The 19,618-nt window shown below is 36.9% G+C and carries 20 protein-coding genes; 4 read left to right on the forward strand and 16 right to left on the reverse strand.

Annotated features, from left to right (window positions below; all coding sequences use genetic code 11):
• Nucleotides 1-2 precede the first annotated feature (2 nt).
• From HMPREF2846_RS11610 to HMPREF2846_RS11645, 8 genes are all read right to left on the reverse strand, one after another.
• Nucleotides 3-1,082, reverse strand: coding sequence for an ABC transporter ATP-binding protein (locus tag HMPREF2846_RS11610; protein WP_070626684.1), 1,080 nt, complete (start codon nucleotides 1,080-1,082; stop codon nucleotides 3-5).
• Between the two features lie 13 nt (nucleotides 1,083-1,095).
• Nucleotides 1,096-1,635, reverse strand: a complete 540-nt coding sequence (locus HMPREF2846_RS11615; RefSeq protein ID WP_023015942.1) for a helix-turn-helix domain-containing protein — start codon at nucleotides 1,633-1,635, stop codon at nucleotides 1,096-1,098.
• Between the two features lie 124 nt (nucleotides 1,636-1,759).
• Entirely contained in the window at nucleotides 1,760-2,035 is a 276-nt protein-coding gene (locus HMPREF2846_RS11620; protein WP_002480527.1) for a UPF0223 family protein, read from the reverse strand.
• A gap of 119 nt (nucleotides 2,036-2,154) precedes the next feature.
• Complete coding sequence (gene lpdA / locus HMPREF2846_RS11625; protein WP_002480526.1) at nucleotides 2,155-3,561, reverse strand: dihydrolipoyl dehydrogenase; 1,407 nt, start codon at nucleotides 3,559-3,561, stop codon at nucleotides 2,155-2,157.
• A 3-nt stretch (nucleotides 3,562-3,564) separates the two neighbouring features.
• The gene (locus HMPREF2846_RS11630; protein WP_002480525.1) at nucleotides 3,565-4,881 is read right to left on the reverse strand and encodes a dihydrolipoamide acetyltransferase family protein; all 1,317 of its coding nucleotides are present in this window, start codon (nucleotides 4,879-4,881) and stop codon (nucleotides 3,565-3,567) included.
• A gap of 340 nt (nucleotides 4,882-5,221) precedes the next feature.
• Nucleotides 5,222-6,199 carry an alpha-ketoacid dehydrogenase subunit beta gene (locus HMPREF2846_RS11635; RefSeq protein WP_070626685.1) on the reverse strand — a complete coding sequence of 326 codons (978 nt, stop codon included), beginning with the start codon at nucleotides 6,197-6,199 and terminating at the stop codon, nucleotides 5,222-5,224.
• Nucleotides 6,200-6,202: 3 nt separating this feature from the next.
• Entirely contained in the window at nucleotides 6,203-7,315 is a 1,113-nt protein-coding gene (gene pdhA, locus HMPREF2846_RS11640) for a pyruvate dehydrogenase (acetyl-transferring) E1 component subunit alpha (RefSeq protein ID WP_002480523.1), read from the reverse strand.
• A 169-nt stretch (nucleotides 7,316-7,484) separates the two neighbouring features.
• Nucleotides 7,485-8,117, reverse strand: coding sequence for a YkyA family protein (locus tag HMPREF2846_RS11645; protein WP_002480522.1), 633 nt, complete (start codon nucleotides 8,115-8,117; stop codon nucleotides 7,485-7,487).
• Nucleotides 8,118-8,241: 124 nt separating this feature from the next.
• Between HMPREF2846_RS11645 and def the strand changes: the two genes are divergently transcribed.
• A complete protein-coding gene (def, locus tag HMPREF2846_RS11650) occupies nucleotides 8,242-8,802 on the forward strand; it encodes a peptide deformylase (protein ID WP_002480521.1) in 561 nt (186 codons plus the stop codon).
• A gap of 60 nt (nucleotides 8,803-8,862) precedes the next feature.
• On the opposite strand, the gene HMPREF2846_RS11655 is transcribed toward def, so the two are convergent.
• Complete coding sequence (locus tag HMPREF2846_RS11655) at nucleotides 8,863-9,135, reverse strand: hypothetical protein (RefSeq protein ID WP_002480520.1); 273 nt, start codon at nucleotides 9,133-9,135, stop codon at nucleotides 8,863-8,865.
• Between the two features lie 381 nt (nucleotides 9,136-9,516).
• On the opposite strand from HMPREF2846_RS11655, the gene HMPREF2846_RS11660 reads away from it, so the two are divergent.
• Complete coding sequence (locus HMPREF2846_RS11660) at nucleotides 9,517-9,732, forward strand: DNA-dependent RNA polymerase subunit epsilon (RefSeq protein WP_002480519.1); 216 nt, start codon at nucleotides 9,517-9,519, stop codon at nucleotides 9,730-9,732.
• Entirely contained in the window at nucleotides 9,732-11,657 is a 1,926-nt protein-coding gene (rnjA, locus tag HMPREF2846_RS11665; RefSeq protein ID WP_070626686.1) for a ribonuclease J1, read from the forward strand. The genes HMPREF2846_RS11660 and rnjA overlap by 1 nt, the downstream gene beginning before the upstream one ends.
• A gap of 76 nt (nucleotides 11,658-11,733) precedes the next feature.
• Here rnjA and HMPREF2846_RS11670 read toward each other — a convergent pair whose 3' ends face one another.
• The 3 genes from HMPREF2846_RS11670 to HMPREF2846_RS11680 form a co-directional block, all read right to left on the reverse strand.
• Nucleotides 11,734-12,393 (reverse strand): potassium channel family protein, encoded by a 660-nt coding sequence (locus HMPREF2846_RS11670; protein WP_002480517.1) that lies wholly within the window; start codon nucleotides 12,391-12,393, stop codon nucleotides 11,734-11,736.
• A 95-nt stretch (nucleotides 12,394-12,488) separates the two neighbouring features.
• A complete protein-coding gene (locus tag HMPREF2846_RS11675) occupies nucleotides 12,489-13,526 on the reverse strand; it encodes a cytochrome d ubiquinol oxidase subunit II (protein WP_002480516.1) in 1,038 nt (345 codons plus the stop codon).
• Nucleotides 13,523-14,878 carry a cytochrome ubiquinol oxidase subunit I gene (locus HMPREF2846_RS11680; protein WP_002480515.1) on the reverse strand — a complete coding sequence of 452 codons (1,356 nt, stop codon included), beginning with the start codon at nucleotides 14,876-14,878 and terminating at the stop codon, nucleotides 13,523-13,525. The genes HMPREF2846_RS11675 and HMPREF2846_RS11680 overlap by 4 nt, the downstream gene beginning before the upstream one ends.
• A 191-nt stretch (nucleotides 14,879-15,069) precedes the next feature.
• On the opposite strand from HMPREF2846_RS11680, the gene HMPREF2846_RS11685 reads away from it, so the two are divergent.
• Nucleotides 15,070-15,306 (forward strand): glutaredoxin family protein, encoded by a 237-nt coding sequence (locus HMPREF2846_RS11685; protein WP_002480514.1) that lies wholly within the window; start codon nucleotides 15,070-15,072, stop codon nucleotides 15,304-15,306.
• A 335-nt stretch (nucleotides 15,307-15,641) separates the two neighbouring features.
• On the opposite strand, the gene ptsP is transcribed toward HMPREF2846_RS11685, so the two are convergent.
• The 4 genes from ptsP to HMPREF2846_RS11705 all read right to left on the reverse strand — a co-directional run bounded on the left by ptsP (nucleotide 15,642) and on the right by HMPREF2846_RS11705 (nucleotide 19,545).
• Nucleotides 15,642-17,363, reverse strand: a complete 1,722-nt coding sequence (gene ptsP / locus HMPREF2846_RS11690; protein WP_070626687.1) for a phosphoenolpyruvate--protein phosphotransferase — start codon at nucleotides 17,361-17,363, stop codon at nucleotides 15,642-15,644.
• Between the two features lies 1 nt (nucleotide 17,364).
• A complete protein-coding gene (locus tag HMPREF2846_RS11695) occupies nucleotides 17,365-17,631 on the reverse strand; it encodes a phosphocarrier protein HPr (RefSeq protein ID WP_002480512.1) in 267 nt (88 codons plus the stop codon).
• Between the two features lie 167 nt (nucleotides 17,632-17,798).
• On the reverse strand, nucleotides 17,799-18,341 hold the full coding sequence (locus HMPREF2846_RS11700) for a hypothetical protein (protein WP_002480511.1): 543 nt from the start codon (nucleotides 18,339-18,341) through the stop codon (nucleotides 17,799-17,801).
• Nucleotides 18,331-19,545 carry a class I SAM-dependent rRNA methyltransferase gene (locus HMPREF2846_RS11705; protein ID WP_070626688.1) on the reverse strand — a complete coding sequence of 405 codons (1,215 nt, stop codon included), beginning with the start codon at nucleotides 19,543-19,545 and terminating at the stop codon, nucleotides 18,331-18,333. Before HMPREF2846_RS11705 ends, HMPREF2846_RS11700 begins: the two co-directional genes overlap by 11 nt.
• Between the last annotated feature and the right edge of the window lie 73 nt (nucleotides 19,546-19,618).

A 19,618-nucleotide genomic window follows, 5' to 3' on the forward strand; every position in this document is an offset into this window, starting at 1 on the left:
GTTTAGTCCTCATAACTTTCAATACGTTTATCAAATTCCGCTTCTGTTTCACCTGGCACCATGATATGAATCGCATCTGGTTCAAAATACAAACCGACTGTATCTCCAACCTTCGCTTTCTTTGTCGTTTGAATCATCCATTCATAACCTTCTTGGTCCTGACATGTGACTTCATAATGCACACCTCTAAACAAGGTAGACTTCACAACTGCTTTAAATAAACCTTGAGTTTGATTTGTAATTAAAATATCTTCAGGACGAATGACTACTTCGATATTAGTCCCTTCAGGGATTCCCATATCCACACATTCAATTTCTTTATCATAAATATTTACTAAACGATCTCGCACCATCGTGCCTTCGATAATATTAGATTCACCGATAAAGTCAGCCACAAAGCGATTGACCGGTTCATCATAAATATTAATCGGTGTATCAAATTGTTGGATTTTACCTGCTTTGATAACCGCAATATAATCACTTAAGGCTAGTGCTTCTTCTTGATCATGTGTGACAAAGATAAATGTGATGCCTAAACGTTTTTGAAGTGCACGTAACTCATACTGCATTTCTGTACGCAACTTTAAATCTAAGGCAGATAGAGATTCATCTAACAATAAGATCTTAGGTTCATTCACAATGGCACGCGCAATGGCCACACGTTGTTTTTGTCCGCCACTCATTTCATCAATCGTACGTTGTTCATAACCTTCTAATTTTACGAGCTTCAACGCTTCAGCCACTTTCGATTTAATCGCTTTGTTTGATAGTTTTTTCAATTTCAAACCAAAAGCAATGTTTTCATACACATTTAAATGTGGGAATAACGCATAATCTTGAAAGACTGTGTTTACTTGACGTTTATTAGCTGGAATCCCATTGATATTACGGTTTCCGTATAATACGTCTCCTGAATCTGCTTGTTCAAAACCTGCAATAATTTTTAAAATGGTTGTTTTACCACATCCCGAAGGACCTAGTAAGGTATAAAATTTCCCTTCTTCGAAATCAATAGAGATATCGTCTAAGATGGTTTTGCCATCGTATTGTTTACTCACTCCTAATAACGATAATAGCGACATATGTTCTTTCCTCCTATAAGTACGATGCAGTAACCACCATCATGGCTTTCGTTTCTGTATCAGTTTGATTAGACAACTGATGTTTATCATGTGCTTTAAAATAAAGCGCATCTCCTGCTTTGGCATGATAGACATGTTCTCCAAGTGTTAAAGTCAGTTCTCCTTCTAAACAATATATGAATGTATCTGAATCAGAAGGTTTAAAACTTTTATATGCAGTATGCGGATGTAATTGAATAAATAACGGTTCCATCTCAAATTCATTCGAACGTGCAATCGGCCATGTTAAAATATAACCTTCATCATATTCGTCATAGACCGTTTGTTCATCCTTTGGATACAACACCTTCTCAGCTTCTTTTTCTTTAAAAAAAGTCTCTGGTGATGTTCCGAGCACTTCTAATAATTGTAGAAAGGTTTCCATACTTGGTGAGGATTGTCCGCTTTCTATTTGTGAAATATAGCCTTTAGATAAATCTGTCCGCTCTGCTAATTCTTCTTGTGTCAGCTGTTTGATTTTACGTAAATTACGTAATTTCAATCCAATATTCATGAATGACCTCACTCTCTTGCTTAAAAAATGACATAAAAAAAGCACAGTTCTGTTTAGTATTAGTAAACTTTAAGTTTAACGCTTACTAAAAATAACAGAACTGCACCTGATTTACAATATAATTTTAATCATTTGCACTAAATTTTTTAGTTTCAGTTTCGTTTTTGATACGTTTGATCGCACGATAGCTATTATAGCCGCTGCCTTTTTCAAAATCATCTAAGATATTCTTCTCATCTGCTTTACCTGGAACGACCTTTTTAAAGTTGCGATAAGCATTCATAAAGTCATCTCTGTCGACTTGACGTTCATAATAATCTTCAACACGATTAAAGAAATGAATCACATCTATCATTTCTTCTTGAGACCAATCGACATCAATAGGATATTGATATTCCATATATATATTCCTCCTATCTATTTGATTTCAGCCATATTATAACATGTATGATAAAAAAACCGCCGAGCTTAAAAGCCCGACGGTTTCAGTTTATATGCTTATTCTAATGTTGGGTGTTATTACATAGTGTGGATTGGTAATCCAAGTGCTTTTTCAGCTGCTTCCATGCTCATTTCACCTAATGTTGGGTGAGCATGTACTGTTAATGCGATATCTTCAGCATTCATACCAGCTTCAATTGCTAGACCTAATTCAGAGATGATGTCAGAAGCACCTGCACCAACAATTTGTGCACCTACTAATGTGTCATCTTCTTTAAGTGTGATCAATTTAACGAAACCAGTAGTATCGTTTAATGATAACGCACGGCCGTTTGCTGCGTAAGGGAATTTAGAAGCTTTATATTCTAAACCTTCTTCTTTCGCTTGCGCTTCAGAAAGACCTACTGTTGCGATTTCTGGTTCAGTGAAGCATACTGCAGGCATACCGATGTAATCTACTGCTGATTTTTCACCAGAGATTGCTTCAGCTGCTACTTTACCTTCATAGCTTGCTTTATGAGCAAGTGGTAAACCAGGAACGATATCACCGATAGCATAGATGTTATCAAGTGAAGTACGGCTTTGTTCGTCAACTTCTAATAAACCGCGGTCTGCGAATTTAAGACCTAATTCTTCAAGACCCATTTCATCAGTGTTTGGACGACGACCTACTGTAACTAATACGTAATCAGCGTCGATTGTTTTTTCTTCGCCTTTAGCTTCGTAAGTTACTTTAACGCCGTTTTCTGTTTCTTCAGCAGATTTAGCCATTGCTTCAGTAACAATTTCCATACCTTTTTCTTTCATTTTTTTCTTAACAGGTTGTGTTAATTGTTTTTCGAAACCGCCTAAGATATCTTTAGCGCCTTCTAAGATAGTAACTTCTGTACCGAAGTTCGCAAATGCTGTACCTAATTCAGAACCGATGTAACCGCCACCTACAACAACTAATTTCTTAGGTGCTTCTTGTAAGTTTAACGCACCAGTTGAATCGATTACGCGTTCGCCGAATTTGAAATTAGGAATTTCAATCGGTCTAGAACCTGTTGCGATAATCGCATGTTTGAAGTTGTAAGTTTGAGCGCTTTTTTCGTCCATTACACGTAAGCTGTTTTTGTCGTGGAAGTAAGCTTCACCTTTGACAATTTCAATTTTGTTTCCTTTTAATAGACCTTCAACGCCGCCTGTTAATTTGTTAACTACAGACTTTTTGAACTCTTGAACTTTTTCGAATTTAAGTTCAACGTCTTTAGCTATGATACCTAGATCTTCAGAGTTTTTAGACTCTTGGAATACGTGTGATACGTGTAATAACGCTTTAGATGGGATACATCCTACGTTAAGACATACACCGCCTAATTCGCCTTTCTCAACGATTGTCACTTTTTGACCTAATTGTGCTGCGCGGATTGCGGCAACATAACCGCCAGGACCTGCTCCGATTACAATAGTATCTGTTTCAATTGGAAAATCACCAACTACCATGTTTTACCCCTCCATTAATAATAATTCTGGATTATTTAATAAACGTTTGATGTGGTTCATTGCGTTTTGACCAGTAGCTCCGTCAATTTGTCTGTGGTCAAAGCTTAATGATAATGCTAATACAGGTGCTGCAACAATTTCCCCATCCTTAACAATAGGTTTTTGTGCAATACGACCAATACCCAAGATAGCAACTTCTGGGTGATTGATTACTGGTGTGAACCATTGGCCGCCTGCTGAACCGATGTTACTGATTGTGCATGATGCACCTTTCATTTCGTCAGAAGTCAATTTACCGTCACGTGCTTTAACAGCAAGTTCGTTAATTTCATCTGAGATTTCGAACATTGATTTACGATCAGCATGTTTAACAACCGGTACTAATAAACCGCGGTCTGTATCTGCAGCGATACCGATGTTCCAGTAGTGTTTGTGTACTACTTCACCGTTTGCATCATCAAATTCAGTGTTTAATGCTGGGTATTTCTTAAGTGCTGATACTAATGCTTTAACAACATATGGTAAGAATGTTAATTTAGTACCTTGTTCCGCAGCAATTTCTTTGAATTTCTTACGGTGATCCCATAATGCTTGAACTTCCACTTCGTCCATTAATGTTACGTGAGGCGCAGTGTGTTTAGAGTTAACCATTGCTTTCGCAATCGCTTTACGCATTGCAGGGATTTTTTCACGAGTTTCTGGGTATTCGCCTTCAGCTGATACTGGTGCTGCAGCTGTTTCTTGTGATGCTGCTGCTTCAGTTGCTGGAGCTTCGCTAGTTTCTGCACTTGGTGCATCTCCGCTTAAGTAAGCTTCAACGTCAGCTTTAGTGATACGGCCGTTTTTACCAGAACCTTGAACTGCTTTGATATTTACATTGTTTTCACGTGCAAATTTACGTACAGAAGGCATTGCTTTAACTCTTCTGTTTTCATCTACTTCTTCGTCAGCAGCTGGTGCTACGTTTGAAGTATCTTGTTCTGAAACTGATTGTGCTTGATCTTTAGTTTCTTCTTGGCCTGCATCTTCTTCTTGAGCAGAATCGTTACTGTGTCCGCCTTTGAATGACATTTCTTCAGCGTCTGGAGAATCAATTTTGATAATTGTGTCGCCAACGACTGCTACAGTTCCTTCTTCTACAACAACTTCTTCGATTGTACCGTTAACTGGAGAAGGGATTTCTACAACAGATTTGTCGTTTTGTACTTCACATAGAATATCGTCTTCTTGGATTTCGTCTCCAGCTTTTACAAACCACTTAACAATTTCACCTTCGTGGATACCTTCACCAATATCGGGTAATTTAAATTCAAATGCCACGTTCTTGTCCTCCTAAAAGTCAATTTAAGTCACATAAACCAGCACAAAACAATTGATTAAAACAAAAGTGTCTTCAAGTCTGTACATAAGCCTTGATTAAACTACTGATAATATAATCAATTTGATGTTCTAGTTTATAGTTTGACATAAAACTTGATTTCGTTTCAATGAAATCTATCTTCAATTTATTTTTACTACTTCATAACAAACCATTTGCCCTTGCAAAGTACATGAGATCGCAAGAGCAAATTTGGTTGTCTGACTTATGGAAAGCTGAAGTGTTGCTTCAACTATACCCATAAGTTCATTTAAATATGCCGACTCACGCTCTATTAAACAATTAGAAGTTTAAAGTAGCTTTTGCAGATTCGACGATATCGTTTTTGTTTGGTAACCAAACATTTTCCGCTTCAGTAAACGGATAAACAGTATCTGCTGCTGCAACACGTGCAATCGGAGCTTCTAATGAAAGGATTGTGCGCTCAGATAGTTCAGCTGCTACTTGTGCACCTACGCCAGCTTGACGTTGTGCTTCTTGAACTACTACTGCACGGCCAGTTTTTTCAACTGAAGCTACTAATGTATCGAAATCGATTGGTTGTACTGTACGTAAGTCGATAACTTCCGCTGATACACCATCTTTTTCAAGTTCTTCCGCTGCTTTTAATGATTCTTGAACCATTGCACCGTAAGCGATAATTGTGATGTCATCGCCTTCTTTTTTAATGTTCGCTTTACCAAGTTCAATTGTGTATTCCTCTTCAGGAACTTCTTCACGGAATGAACGGTATAATTTCATGTGTTCTAAATATACAACTGGGTCATTGCTTCTGATTGCAGAAATCAATAAACCTTTTGCATCATATGGGTTAGATGGGATAACTACTGTTAATCCTGGTGATTGTGCCAAGATACCTTCTAAGTTATCTGCGTGTAATTCTGGTGTGTGTACACCACCACCGAATGGCGCACGGATTGTAACAGGTGCAGTTTTTGTGTTACCTGAACGGAATCTTGTACGTGCAATTTGACCTGCAACAGAGTCAAATACTTCGAATACGAAACCTAAGAATTGGATTTCCATTACTGGACGGTAACCTTCTACCGTTAATCCAAGTGCTAAACCGCCGATACCTGATTCAGCAAGCGGAGTATCGAATACACGATCTTCACCGAATTCTTTTTGCAGACCTTCCGTTACACGGAATACGCCACCGTTAACACCAACGTCTTCACCAAAAAGCAAAACATTTTCATCGTTTTGAAGTTCAGTTTTAAGTGCGTTGTTAATCGCTTGTACCATTGTCATTTGTGCCATGGCTTACTTCGACTCCTTCTCTTTGTAAATTTCATACTGTTCTTTTAAGTTTTGAGGCATATCTTCGTACATGATTTCCATCAAGTCAGTAACAGTTTGTTTTTCAACTTTATCAGCTGCTTTAATTGCAGTTTTGATTTCGTCTTTTGCACGTTCGATTACTTCGTTTTCTTTTTCTTCATTCCATAAGCCTTTAGCTTCTAAGAATGCTCTGAAACGAACTAATGGGTCTTTTTTCTCCCAATCAGAATCTTCATCTGAAGTTCTGTAACGTGTTGGGTCATCCCCAGCCATTGTATGTGGACCATAACGGTAAGTCATAGTTTCAATTAATGTTGGGCCTTCACCGTTAACTGCACGATCACGTGCTTCTTTAGTTGCTTGATATACAGCTAATGGGTCCATACCGTCAACTTGAATACCAGGGATACCTACTGCGATTGCTTTTTGAGCTAATGTGATTGCAGCTGTTTGCTTGCTTCTTGGTGTCGAAATCGCGTAGTTGTTGTTTTGAATTACAAAGATTGCCGGCACTTTATAAGCCGAAGCAAAGTTGATACCTTCGTAGAAGTCACCTTGTGATGAACCGCCGTCACCTGTATAAGTGATAGCTACTGCTTTTTTACCGCGTTTTTTAAGACCTAATGCAACACCGGCAGTTTGAATATATTGTGCACCGATGATGATTTGAGGACTGAATGCGTTTACACCTTCAGGGAATTGGTTTCCTTTAAAGTGTCCTCTTGAGAATAAGAATGCTTCTGTAAGTGGTAAACCGTGCCAAATGATTTGTGGAACATCACGGTAACCTGGAAGAATCCAGTCTTCTTTCTCTAATGCATATTGTGAAGCTAGTTGTGAAGCTTCTTGACCAGCTGTTGGTGCGTAGAAGCCTAAACGTCCTTGTCTGTTTAAAGAAACAGAACGTTGGTCTAGGACACGAGTCCATACCATTCTTTCCATTAATTCAACTAATTGCTCATCAGTTAAATCAGGTACTAAGTCTTCATTCACTACTTTACCATTTTCGTCCAATACTTGGACCATCTTAAATTGTGCTTCAGTATCTTTCAATACTTGCTCAGCGTCGAATTGGGCTTGTAACTTCGGAGCCATTCAATTCACCATACCTTTCCCGTATAATAGAAAATTCATTTCATCCATAAATTAGTATAGCATAGTTTTGTATAACTGTTAAATGAATTGTAAAACTTCTGTGTCACTTGTGTTAAGTACAGTTATAAGACCTGTACCAGTCATTATACTAAAACTGTATCAGTGTTGTTTATTTGATTTGTTGAGCCGCTTCCATTTGTTTTCCGCGCTCGTCACGAGTTTTGCTATATTTTTTAATTTTGTCATTTACCTCTTTATAAGAGTCGTCAATTGCTTTTGTTTTTTCATCAATCTGTGATTGTTCTGCTTGACCGTTAGTTTTTACAATGTATTCAAATAAATCTTTTTCTTTGTCTAAACTATTGTTGTAAGCTTTCGCATATTCATCATGCGCTTTATAGTTTTTCTCAAATGCTTTGTTTGTTTTTTCTATGCCGGATCTTCTTTTATCGTTTCTAATATCCTTTGTCCGCTTTTTAGCCTCTTCAAACTTTTTCTCAGATGCATCAAAAGCTTTTTCTTCTTTTTTAAATTCATCTTTACGTTCATTTACATTACTTACAATATCTTTAGAAGTTTTTACAACCTTCTGTGTATCTTTACCGTTGATTTTCTTAGCTAAATCATTTTTCTCGTTTGTAAGTTTATTTAGTTTTTCACCGACTTTTACGGCTTCGTCTTCTTTTTGTACGGCTTCTTTCAGTGTCTTGTTGTACTCTTTAATCTGATGGCTGTCTGTTGAACAAGCACCTAATAATAGAGAGGATGCAATCACTAAACCAAATGTGCTTTTAATTTTCATGCTTCAAATTACCTCCTTGGGGGTTTCAATAATGATGTTAATTAATTTTAAGCGATTTCGCAAATACTTTTCTGTTCTATCCAGAAGTTTTTTGTTATATTTTATAATAAGGACGGTGTATGACATGATTACTATGAAAGATATAATCAGAGACGGACATCCGACACTTCGTGAAAAAGCTGAAGAAGTTAAATTTCCTTTATCAGATGAAGATCGTAATAAAATCAAAGAAATGCATGAATTCTTAGTCAATAGTCAAGATGATGAAATTGCACGTAAATACAATTTACGTTCAGGTGTAGGTATTGCTGCACCACAACTTAACATTTCAAAGCGTATGCTTGCTGTGCACTTACCAGATGATGGTAACGGCAAATCATACGAGTTAATGTTAATCAATCCGAAAATCGTCAGCTACAGTGTACAAGAAGCATACTTGCCTACAGGTGAAGGCTGCTTAAGTGTAGATGAAGATATTCCAGGACTTGTGCATCGCCATCATCGTATTACAGTTAAAGCAAAAGACATTGATGGCAATGATATCAACTTACGACTTAAAGGCTATATTGCTATTGTTGTACAACATGAAATCGATCATTTAGACGGTATTATGTTCTATGACCACATTGATAAAGAAAATCCACTTCAACCTCACGAAGATGCTATCCGTCTGTTTGATGAATAAACATAAATTGAGAGGTCGCATAAAGCGGCCTCTTTTTTTATATACACTGCTATTTCCTTATTATATGAAGATATCTTTACGACAATGATACGTAACATTTAAACGTTCTAAACCTTCTTTAAGTTCAGGCAGCATACTTTTATCCACCCACTCTGGATCATGGTTATGTCGTATAAAATGATGATTATCTGAGACATTATCTACAACTTCTTCGTATTCAAAGAACATCACGATTTCTTTCCCACGCTTTTCAAACAAAATACCTTGAAACAATTTATCTCGTCTTTCCTTTTCTCTTTTTACATCTTCAATAATTCTTTTAGCCTTACTCATTTTCCTCACCTGCTTTTAGTCTCTAAATCATTGGACCCGCTTCGTTTTCTCTTTTATATATTTTACCACACTTATTTTGACTTTCTCTTTTTGATAAACATTCCCCTAGCTTTCCTTGTCGCTAAGTAAAACCGCTTTATTTATTGAATTACATCATGTAAAATAAATAATAACTGTATATGTATGGAGAAATCTTCATGCATGACTAACTAGAACGTCATTTATAACAAACCTAGCAAACATACTGGGCAGTTAAGCTGGTATGTTGTATTTATTTTAAGAAAGAACACAATGATGAAACAAACCATAAAGAATAAACTAGGCTTGTATGAACAATAAATTAAAACAACTGAACATATTTTTAGGAGGAAACAATATATTATGGCAATTTACAAAGTATTTTATCAAGACGACAGAGCAGAAGTAATCGTGCGTGAGAACACACAAACGATTTACGTAGAAGGAAATTCAGAAGAAGAAGTAAGAAAATATCTGAAAGACCGTAATTACAATATCGAGTTCATTACTAAATTAGAGGGCGCACATTTAGAATATGAACAAAAATCTCCAGACTATCAAGTGGAGCATATCCAATAATGAAACAACTCAAAAATAATGAGGTCGGTGTATACGCAATCGGCGGTCTCGGCGAGATCGGTAAAAATACGTATGCAGTGGAGTATAAGGATGAAATCGTCCTAATCGATGCGGGTATCAAATTCCCAGGCGACAATCTATTAGGTATCGATTATGTCATCCCGGATTACTCATATCTTGTTCAAAACAAAGATAAAATTATCGGCCTATTTATTACCCACGGACACGAAGACCATATCGGCGGTGTGCCCTTCTTATTAAAAGAACTTAACGTACCGATTTATGGCGGTCCTTTAGCACTTGGGTTAATCAGAAACAAATTAGAAGAACATCATTTATTAAGAACAGCTGAATTGAATGAAATTACAGAAGACAGCGTCATCAAGTCAAAACACTTCAATGTTTCATTCTATTTAACAACACACAGTATTCCAGAAGCATATGGTGTTATCGTTGGAACACCTGAAGGTAATATTGTACACACGGGTGACTTCAAATTTGATTTCACACCTGTCGGTACACCAGCTAATATTGCGAAAATGGCGAAACTCGGTGAAGAAGGCGTTTTAGCCCTTTTATCTGATTCAACGAACTCACTCGTTCCAAACTTTACTTTAAGTGAACGTGAAGTCGGCCAAAACGTCGATAAAATTTTCCGTAAATGTACAGGAAGAATTATCTTTGCGACATTCGCATCTAATATTTACCGTGTTCAACAAGCTGTAGAAGCTGCGATTAAATATAACCGTAAAATTTTAGTATTCGGCCGTTCAATGGAAAACAACATTAAAATCGGTATGGAGCTCGGTTATATCAAAGCGCCACCTGAAACATTTATCGAACCAAGCAAAATCAACTCTGTTCCTAAACACGAACTCTTGATTTTATGTACAGGTTCTCAAGGTGAACCGATGGCTGCGTTATCACGTATCGCAAACGGTACACACAAACAAATTAAAATTATTCCTGAAGATACAGTTGTCTTCAGTTCATCACCTATCCCAGGTAATACGAAAAGTATCAACCGCACAATTAATGCTTTATATCGTGCAGGCGCTGATGTTATTCACAGCAAGATTTCAAACATCCATACTTCAGGTCACGGTTCTCAAGGCGATCAACAATTAATGTTACGCTTAATCCGTCCGAAGTATTTCATGCCGATTCATGGTGAATACCGTATGTTGAAAGCACATGCGCAAACTGGCGTTGAGTGCGGTGTAGATGAAGACAACATCTTTATTTTCGATAATGGTGATGTCTTAGCCCTAACAAGAGATTCAGCACGTAAAGCTGGACGTATTCCTTCTGGCGATGTATTGGTAGATGGAAGCGGTATCGGTGATATCGGTAATGTAGTCATCCGCGACCGTAAATTACTATCTGAAGAAGGTTTAGTAATTGTCGTTGTAAGTATCGACTTCAACACAAACACATTACTTTCAGGTCCAGATATCATCTCACGTGGTTTCGTTTATATGCGCGAATCTGGTCACTTGATTTACGATGCACAACGTAAGATCAAAACTGAAGTCATTTCTAAGTTGAACCAAAACAAAGACATTCAGTGGCATCAAATCAAATCATCAATCATTGAGACATTACAACCTTACCTGTTTGAAAAAACAGCACGTAAACCAATGATTTTACCAGTGATTATGAAGATCAATGAGAACGGTGAACAAATCACACCGACGAAAAAACCAAAATCATCTAGACCTAAACGCACAAATAAAAAACAAAACCCAAAACAAAATCAAGAACCAAAACAACACAATAGTAAAGAAAATCATAAGCATGCGACAAACAAACGTCCTTCAAATAATGGTCAGAAAAACCGTAAACCAAGAAATCATAAACCGCACCATAAAAAAGAAGGCAATGCTAAACCAAAACAACACGAAGAAAAGTCTAAACAAGACTAAGCTTCTATAAATTAAAGATAAATATAGGAAAAGCACATTCCACGCGGAATGTGCTTTTTGTTTGTATAAGGTTGTGTTAGTGGACAAGTTTTTTCTCGAAGCGATTTAAGTCGTTGTCGTGTCCAATCATAATTAAGATATCGCCAAGTTCAATATTCATATTTGGATCTGGAGAAATAATAACATCTTTATCACGTTTAATCGCGATAATATTGATACCGAAGTTTGCACGGATATCTAAATCTACAATCGTTTGACCCGCAATACGTTCATTCGCTTTGGCTTCAACAATTGAATATTCATCCGCAAGTTCCAAGTAATCCAAGACACTGGCACTCGCAATATTATGCGCAATTCGACGTCCCATATCTCGTTCAGGATGGACAACTAAGTCAGCACCGATTTTATTTAAAATCTTCGCATGGTAATCATTTTGGGCTTTCGCAATAACCTTCTTAACCCCTAATTCCTTAAGAATCAGAGTTGTCAAAGTACTCGTTTGAATATTTTCACCAATCGCCACAATGACTTGATCAAAGTTACGAATCCCTAAACTTTTCATTACCGCTTCATCTGTTGTATCTGCGACTACCGCATGTGTCGCGATCTCACTATATTCATTTACGCGGGCTTCGCTTAAGTCGATAGCCATCACGTCCATGCCTAACGCATTTAATTCTCGGACTATACTGCCGCCGAAACGACCTAACCCTATCACAACGAATTCTTTTTCCATTTCTTTTACAACCTCCGCAAAAATAAAGATGAGACAAGGCTCTGTTCAATCATAGACAACCTATGATTGTGCCTCGCCTCACCTTAGACTTAATATTAATAATAACCTTCATCATTCTTACCTTCAACATAATCTTTGTTGAAGATGAATAATCTCATTAAGAAAATCAGTGATGGAACAAGCATCAATAATCCAACGACTGCCGCAATGGTTAAGGCCCATGCCATCGGGTCATCTGTTTTGTGAATGTCTCCATTGATATATGGATACAAGATGTATGGCCATTTACTTAAACCATAACCTGTCACGGCTGTAGCCATTTGAATCACAACTAACATAAATGCTGTTCCCGGTGATTTTTTCATTATAGATAAAATCCAAGCTGCTAACAAGCATAATATACTGATTAAGAATAACCACCAGTATTGATTAACCGCAACATCAAAGTGTTGCTTGTTTTGACTGCGTAATGTGATGAAAGTAAATAATGATACTAAAGCCATCGGAGGACCCCAGAAAACAAACCACATACGAATAATATTATAGGCCTTCATGTTTTCTGCTTTACGCGCATAATACGCAAGGAATCCTGATGAAATATACATTACTGAAACTAAAGCTAAGAATACAACTGCCCACGCAAATGGACTAAAGAATAAATCTAACCAATTTAAATCGACACCTGTACCTGAGCTTGTTTTATGAATATAGCCGCCTTCTGAGATAACAAGTCCCATACTTAATGCAGCTGGAATGAATAATCCAGATACACTATGCAAGACGAGCCAAGAGAATTTTGAATCTGGTCCATAGTTTTGGAATGCATAGAAACTACCGCGAATCGTAAGTAAGATTAAAGCGATAGATCCTGGCACTAACAGAACCGAACCATAATAGTACGCGAAATCTGGAAAGAAACCGACAATTCCTACGGTAAAGAATACTAAGAATACGTTTGTGACTTCCCAAATCGGGTTCAGATAACGACCGATAATCGGTACTAATGTGCTTTCAGTACCTCTTAATTTCGATTGTAAAATGAAGATACCTGCACCAAAGTCAATTGAAGCAATAACGATATACAAGAATAAGAACAGATACAAAACGATCATTCCAAATGCTGTAATACTCATGATGCTTCACCTCGGCTCTCTTCTAATTTTTCCACATCTTTATATGGCGGGTTATTCTTGAACATACGGATTAATACATATGCTGCAGTGAATAAGATGATAAAGTATACGACACCAAATGCGATGGTAACACCTGGTAAACCGCCTGCATGTGTAGCTGCTTCAGACACTCTCATGTAACCTCTTAAAATCCAAGGTTGACGGCCCATTTCTGTTAAGAACCAGCCGAACTCAATCGCAAGCATAGCTGCAGGACCTGTTAATAATATGCCATACAGCAATATTTTGTGTGTTGAGAACTTACGCCATTTCTTAACTAGTCGTGTTAAGACGTAAATACCTGAAACAACGAAACAGAAGATACCGCTTGTCACCATTAAGTCAAAGAAGTAATGGACAATTAACGGCGGCTGTTCATTTTTAGGGAATTCATTTAATCCTTCAACTTCTGTATTGATATTGTTGTCAGATAAGAAGCTGAGTAATGCTGGGATTTTAATCGCACCATGCACTTCTTGATTTTTCTCATCTAGTACACCAAACAGAACTAAGTCTGCACGTTTTTCAGTATCATAATGCCATTCATATGCTGCTAATTTTTCAGGTTGTTCATTGTGTAAGAACTTCGCTGATAAGTCTCCAGCAAGCATAGAACCTAGTGTAAAGACTAAACCGACAATCATAGTCAGTTTCAATGCTTTCTTATGATATTCTCTGTCTTTTTCAAATTTATTTTTCAATAATTTAAATGCTGCAATCGCCGCTAAAATAAAGGCCATTGTCATAATTGCTGTAGTAATTACGTGGAAGGCTCTGACACCAAATGATGAGTTGAACATTGCTGCTACTGGATCAACATGAATCATTTTGCCGTTTTTCAATTGGAAACCTTCAGGCGTATTCATAAATGAGTTCACTGATGTGATGAAGAAGGCAGATAATGTACCGCCTAATACCACTGGAATACTCATAATCAAATGTGTCCATTTGTTTTTGAATCGTTCCCAAGTGTAGAAATAAATACTAAGGAAAATTGCTTCAAAGAAGAATGCGAAGACTTCCATGAATAATGGCAAGGCAATCACGTGTCCTGCAATCTTCATAAATTGTGGCCAAAGCAATGACAGCTGCAACTCGATAATCGTACCTGTTACAACCCCTACCGCAACAGTTACCGCATAACCTTTGGCCCATCTCTTAGCTAATGTAATATATTTTGCGTCATTTCTTTTAACACCAAGAAATTCAGCAATTGCGAACATAAGCGGCATCCCCACACCGATAGTCGCGAAGATAATATGCACAGCTAAGGTCATGGCAGTTAAAAATCTGCTCAGTTCTACTGCTTCCATAATATCACCCTGTTTTTCTCTATATTTTTGTTACTGTCTAATGCCCGCAACGTCTCAGATGAAATGTGGAGGAAATTGTTTACACAAAATCCAAAAAAACTTGGAACATTCAAATATAGGCGATTGGCTTGATTTTTAATCGTTCCTTTAATACAGTAAACACATCAATAAAATGTAAAGGAAGATAAAACATGCCGAATGTAGTCATTTATACACAAAACGACTGTCCACCTTGTCAGTTTGTGAAAAATTATCTCGATCATCATCACATTGCATACACTGAGAAAAATATTTCAAACTCACAATACCGCAATGAAATGATAGATTTCGATGCATTTTCAACGCCATTTATCTTAATCGGTGACACACCTATGTATCAAGTGGACATAGATAAAATCAACACATTACTCGATATCGATAAAGACTGACTTAAAAATGAATGCACTCTATTTTAAATTACCTTTAAGGTAAATGATTCAAACAATTATGCTGTAATCTGCGTTCATAGACACAGTACCTTATATGTTACGCTCTCATATGCTAGTTTACAATTATTCTAATCAAGATTTTCATTATATTTATACAGAATTTAAATCTTTGTCACAAATTTGTAAAACACACAGTATATACCTCGCAATTAAATTCTTTGTAAGTTGATTACATTACTCGAATAATAAGTAAATGTTTGTACACTAATAAAACCGCGATGAAAATGAATTGGACATTCATTTCATCACGGTTTTTATTAATATTTTATCAATGATTATGCATGTTTCGTATAGTCTTCTACTAAAGCAACAACTTCTTCTGATGTTGCACAGTTCACTGCTTTCGCTGCTAAGTCTTTCATTTGCTCTTCGCTTAAGTTTCTGATTAAACGACGTGCTTTAAGGATTGAAGTTGCACTCATAGAGAACTCATCTAATCCAAGACCTAACAATAATGGAATTGCAGTTTGGTCTCCGGCCATTTCGCCGCACATACCTGTCCATTTACCTTCAGCATGAGACGCTTCGATAACACGTTGTACCAAGCGTAAAATAGCTGGGTTATATGGTTGGTATAAATAAGACACACGTTCTGACATACGGTCAGCTGCCATTGTATATTGGATTAAGTCATTTGTTCCGATACTGAAGAAGTCTACTTCTTTCGCAAAGACATCAGCAAGTGCTGCTGTCGATGGAATTTCAACCATGATACCGACTTCGATATCATCTGAAACTTCAACACCTTCATTTTTAAGGTTTTGACGTTCTTCTTCTAATAATGCTTTCGCATCACGGAATTCTTGAATTGTCGCAACCATTGGGAACATAATGTTTAATTTTCCGTATACTGAAGCACGTAATAACGCGCGTAATTGCGGACGGAAAATTTCTGGTTGTGCTAAGCACAAGCGGATTGCACGATAACCTAAGAATGGGTTCATTTCTTCAGGTAAGTCTAAATAAGGTAATTCTTTGTCTCCACCGATATCTAATGTACGAACAACCACACGTTTGCCTTTCATTGCTTCAAGAACTGCTTTGTATGCCTCAAATTGTTCGTCTTCAGTCGGCATTTGATCTCTACCCATATATAGGAACTCAGTACGGTATAATCCGATACCTTCTGCACCATTTTCAACTACACCAGGTAAATCGTTTGGTGTACCGATGTTTGCAGCTAATTCTACATGATGACCATCTTCTGTTACAGATTCAGCATCACGTAATTTTTGTAATTCTTGTTTATCTTTGAAGAAGTTATCACGTTTTTCTTGATATTGTGCTACAACTTCGTCACTTGGGTTAACAATAACATCACCTGTCATACCATCAACAATAATGATGTCGCCCGCTTCAACTTCCTCAGTAATCGTTTTAGTACCAACGACTGCTGGGATTTCTAAAGAACGGCTCATAATTGCAGAGTGAGATGTTCTGCCTCCAATGTTTGTCACAAATCCTTGCACATATTGTTTGTTCAACTGTGCAGTATCTGAAGGTGTCAAGTCATTCCCGATAATAACGACACTTTCATCAATGATACTTGGGTTTGGTAAATCCACACCTAAGATGTGTGCTAATACACGTTTAGAAACGTCGCGAATATCCGCTGCACGTTCTGCCATGTATTCGTTGTCCATTGATTCAAATATTGTGATAAATTGATTTGAAACATCTGTTAACGCTTGAGCAGCATTAACGTTTTCATTTTTAATTTTTTCTTCAATAGGTTGGATAAGTTCTGGATCTTCAAGCACTAATAAATGTGCATCGAAGATAGCCGCTTTATCTGCGCCTAATTGTTGTTCGGCATTGTTTCTGATTTTAGTCAATTCAACTTTTGATGTGTTAAGTGCGCCGTTAAATTTAGCAACTTCAGCCTCTGTATCAGTCACTGTTCCGTTATCAAACGATAGGTCAGGTTCTACTAATAGATAGGCTTTTGCGATTGCGACACCATCAGATGCCGCAATCCCTCTAATATTTTTAGTCATATTAGTTAGTTAAACCTTCTTTAGATAAAACGTCAGTGATAGCTTGAATTGCATCAGCTTCGTCGCTTCCGTCAGCATAGATAGTAATGTCAGCATCTTTACCTACGCCTAAGCTCATAACACCCATAATTGATTTTAAGTTGACTTTTTTACCGTTATATTCAAGTTGAATATCCGAATCAAATTTTGAAGCTGTTTGTACAAGCATTGTAGCTGGACGAGCATGAATACCTGTTTCGTCGATGATAGTGTATGATTGTTGTTCCATAATAATCTTTCTCCTTCGCATCCATTAATTGGTGAGTGACTCACCTGAACATTATTACACCTTAACATTACCAAAATATGACGCTAAATTCAATTTGTTTAATCCATACAGGGCAATGAATTTAGCGTTTTTGTGAAAATATGCACAATTTAATTGACAACTCGGTTTTAAATTAATTTTTTGGCAACGTTTTCACATTTATCGATGTGCTCGTCACCTAATTTTTTCATGAAATAATAACTGATTGATGCTGCGATTGCTTGACCGACAACCGGGAACCATCTTGTTTGTTTCGCAGCTGTACGTTTAGCAACATCTTTAACGACCATTTTCAAGATACCTTTTGAAACCGTACGTCCGATGAATTGGCTGCCTTGGATTGATGCTGCGACTAATACACGTTCTTTTAAATCATCACTCATACGGTTCACTTCTTTATGATCTAAACCGTAAATTTTATTAATATCTTCTATAATATCTTTCATCAGCTTTAAATCGACCCCAAAATCTAATCCTGGAATCGGAATGACACTTGCTGAAGATGACAATAATGCTTTCTTTCTTACTAATTCTTCAGCGCGTTCACGTCTTTTTGCTAAATCCTTTTTATTCTTCGGTAAACGCCCTTTACCTACGACCGGATCAATTTTCAACATTTTATTTCCAATTTTGTCTGTAGATTTTTTAATGAATTTATCTTTAATCCCCATAATAGTCCTCCTCGATTATTACTTCTTCCACTTTTTCTGATACCCGAACAAAGACTACTTTTAAATATTTTGATGGTTTATAGTGCGGATGTGTTTTAAAATCTTTCGGAAGTCCCATTGCTTCTAAAATTTCAAAATCTACATCTTGTGCATCAAGCGTTCTCTTAATCATGTTTTTAAACGCTTTTGAAGTTAACGCACTTGAGTTTGTACTTAAAATTAAAGTACCTCCATCATTTAAAACAGGTAAAGCTTCTTCAATCAACTTATGATAGTCTTTTTGAACTGTAAAGACTTTCTTTTTATTACGCGCAAAACTTGGCGGATCAATAACAATCGTGTCATAAGCCTTATTGTGTCTTGCCGCATAATGATAGAAGTCAAACGTATCCATGACATAAATATATTGTGTTTTCGGGTCAATACCATTTACCCCAAAATTCTCCTCTGTCAAACCTCTAGAACGATTTGCAAGGTCGACACTAGTTGTTTCTGCTGCTGTTTGTGCTGCAATGACAGAGAATGCCCCTGTATAACTAAATAAATTCAAAACACTGCGGTCAGGCGCATAAACATCACGTAATTTTTTACGCACTTCTTTTTGGTCTAAGAAAATTCCTGTCATCGGTCCATCATCTAAATCAACATTATAGAACGTAAAGTTTTCTTCAATAACAATTGGGAATTCCGGTGCTTCCCCTGTTACGAAACCACTAGATACTTCACTGTCTTTAAAACGTGTCTTCTCAAAAATTGAAGTATAAGGAAAGACAGCTTGAACAGCTTCTAAAATATCAGTTCTGAACATATAAATCCCTTTTGAATACCATTGGATTAATAAATGACGATCGTAGTAATCAATTGTTAAACCGCCGACACCGTCTCCTTCTGCATTAAACAATCTGAATGCATTTGTACCATCGATATCAAAGTAGTATTGACGATAATCTAAAGCTTCTTCAAATAGTGCTTCAAAAAATTCTTGATTAATTTCTTCTTCAGCATCATAGCTTAAGACCCAACCTAATCCTTTATGTTGGCGCCCAACGTATGCTGTCGCAATGTATCGGCCATCATCAGTCACAATATGAAAAATATCACCATCTTCTAAATGACTATGTTCATAAATATCTTCTTCATCCACTAATGGATACTGATTTAAATACTTTTGTTCTTTACCTTTATTTAATACTGCTGTCTTCATATTATTATTCCGCCTTCTATGTGTAGTTACTTTTATCTTAACGTATCAGACGCTTCCTTTCTAAAAAGAACGT

The organism is Staphylococcus sp. HMSC056G08, assembly GCF_001812305.1.
GTDB lineage: Bacteria > Bacillota > Bacilli > Staphylococcales > Staphylococcaceae > Staphylococcus > Staphylococcus simulans.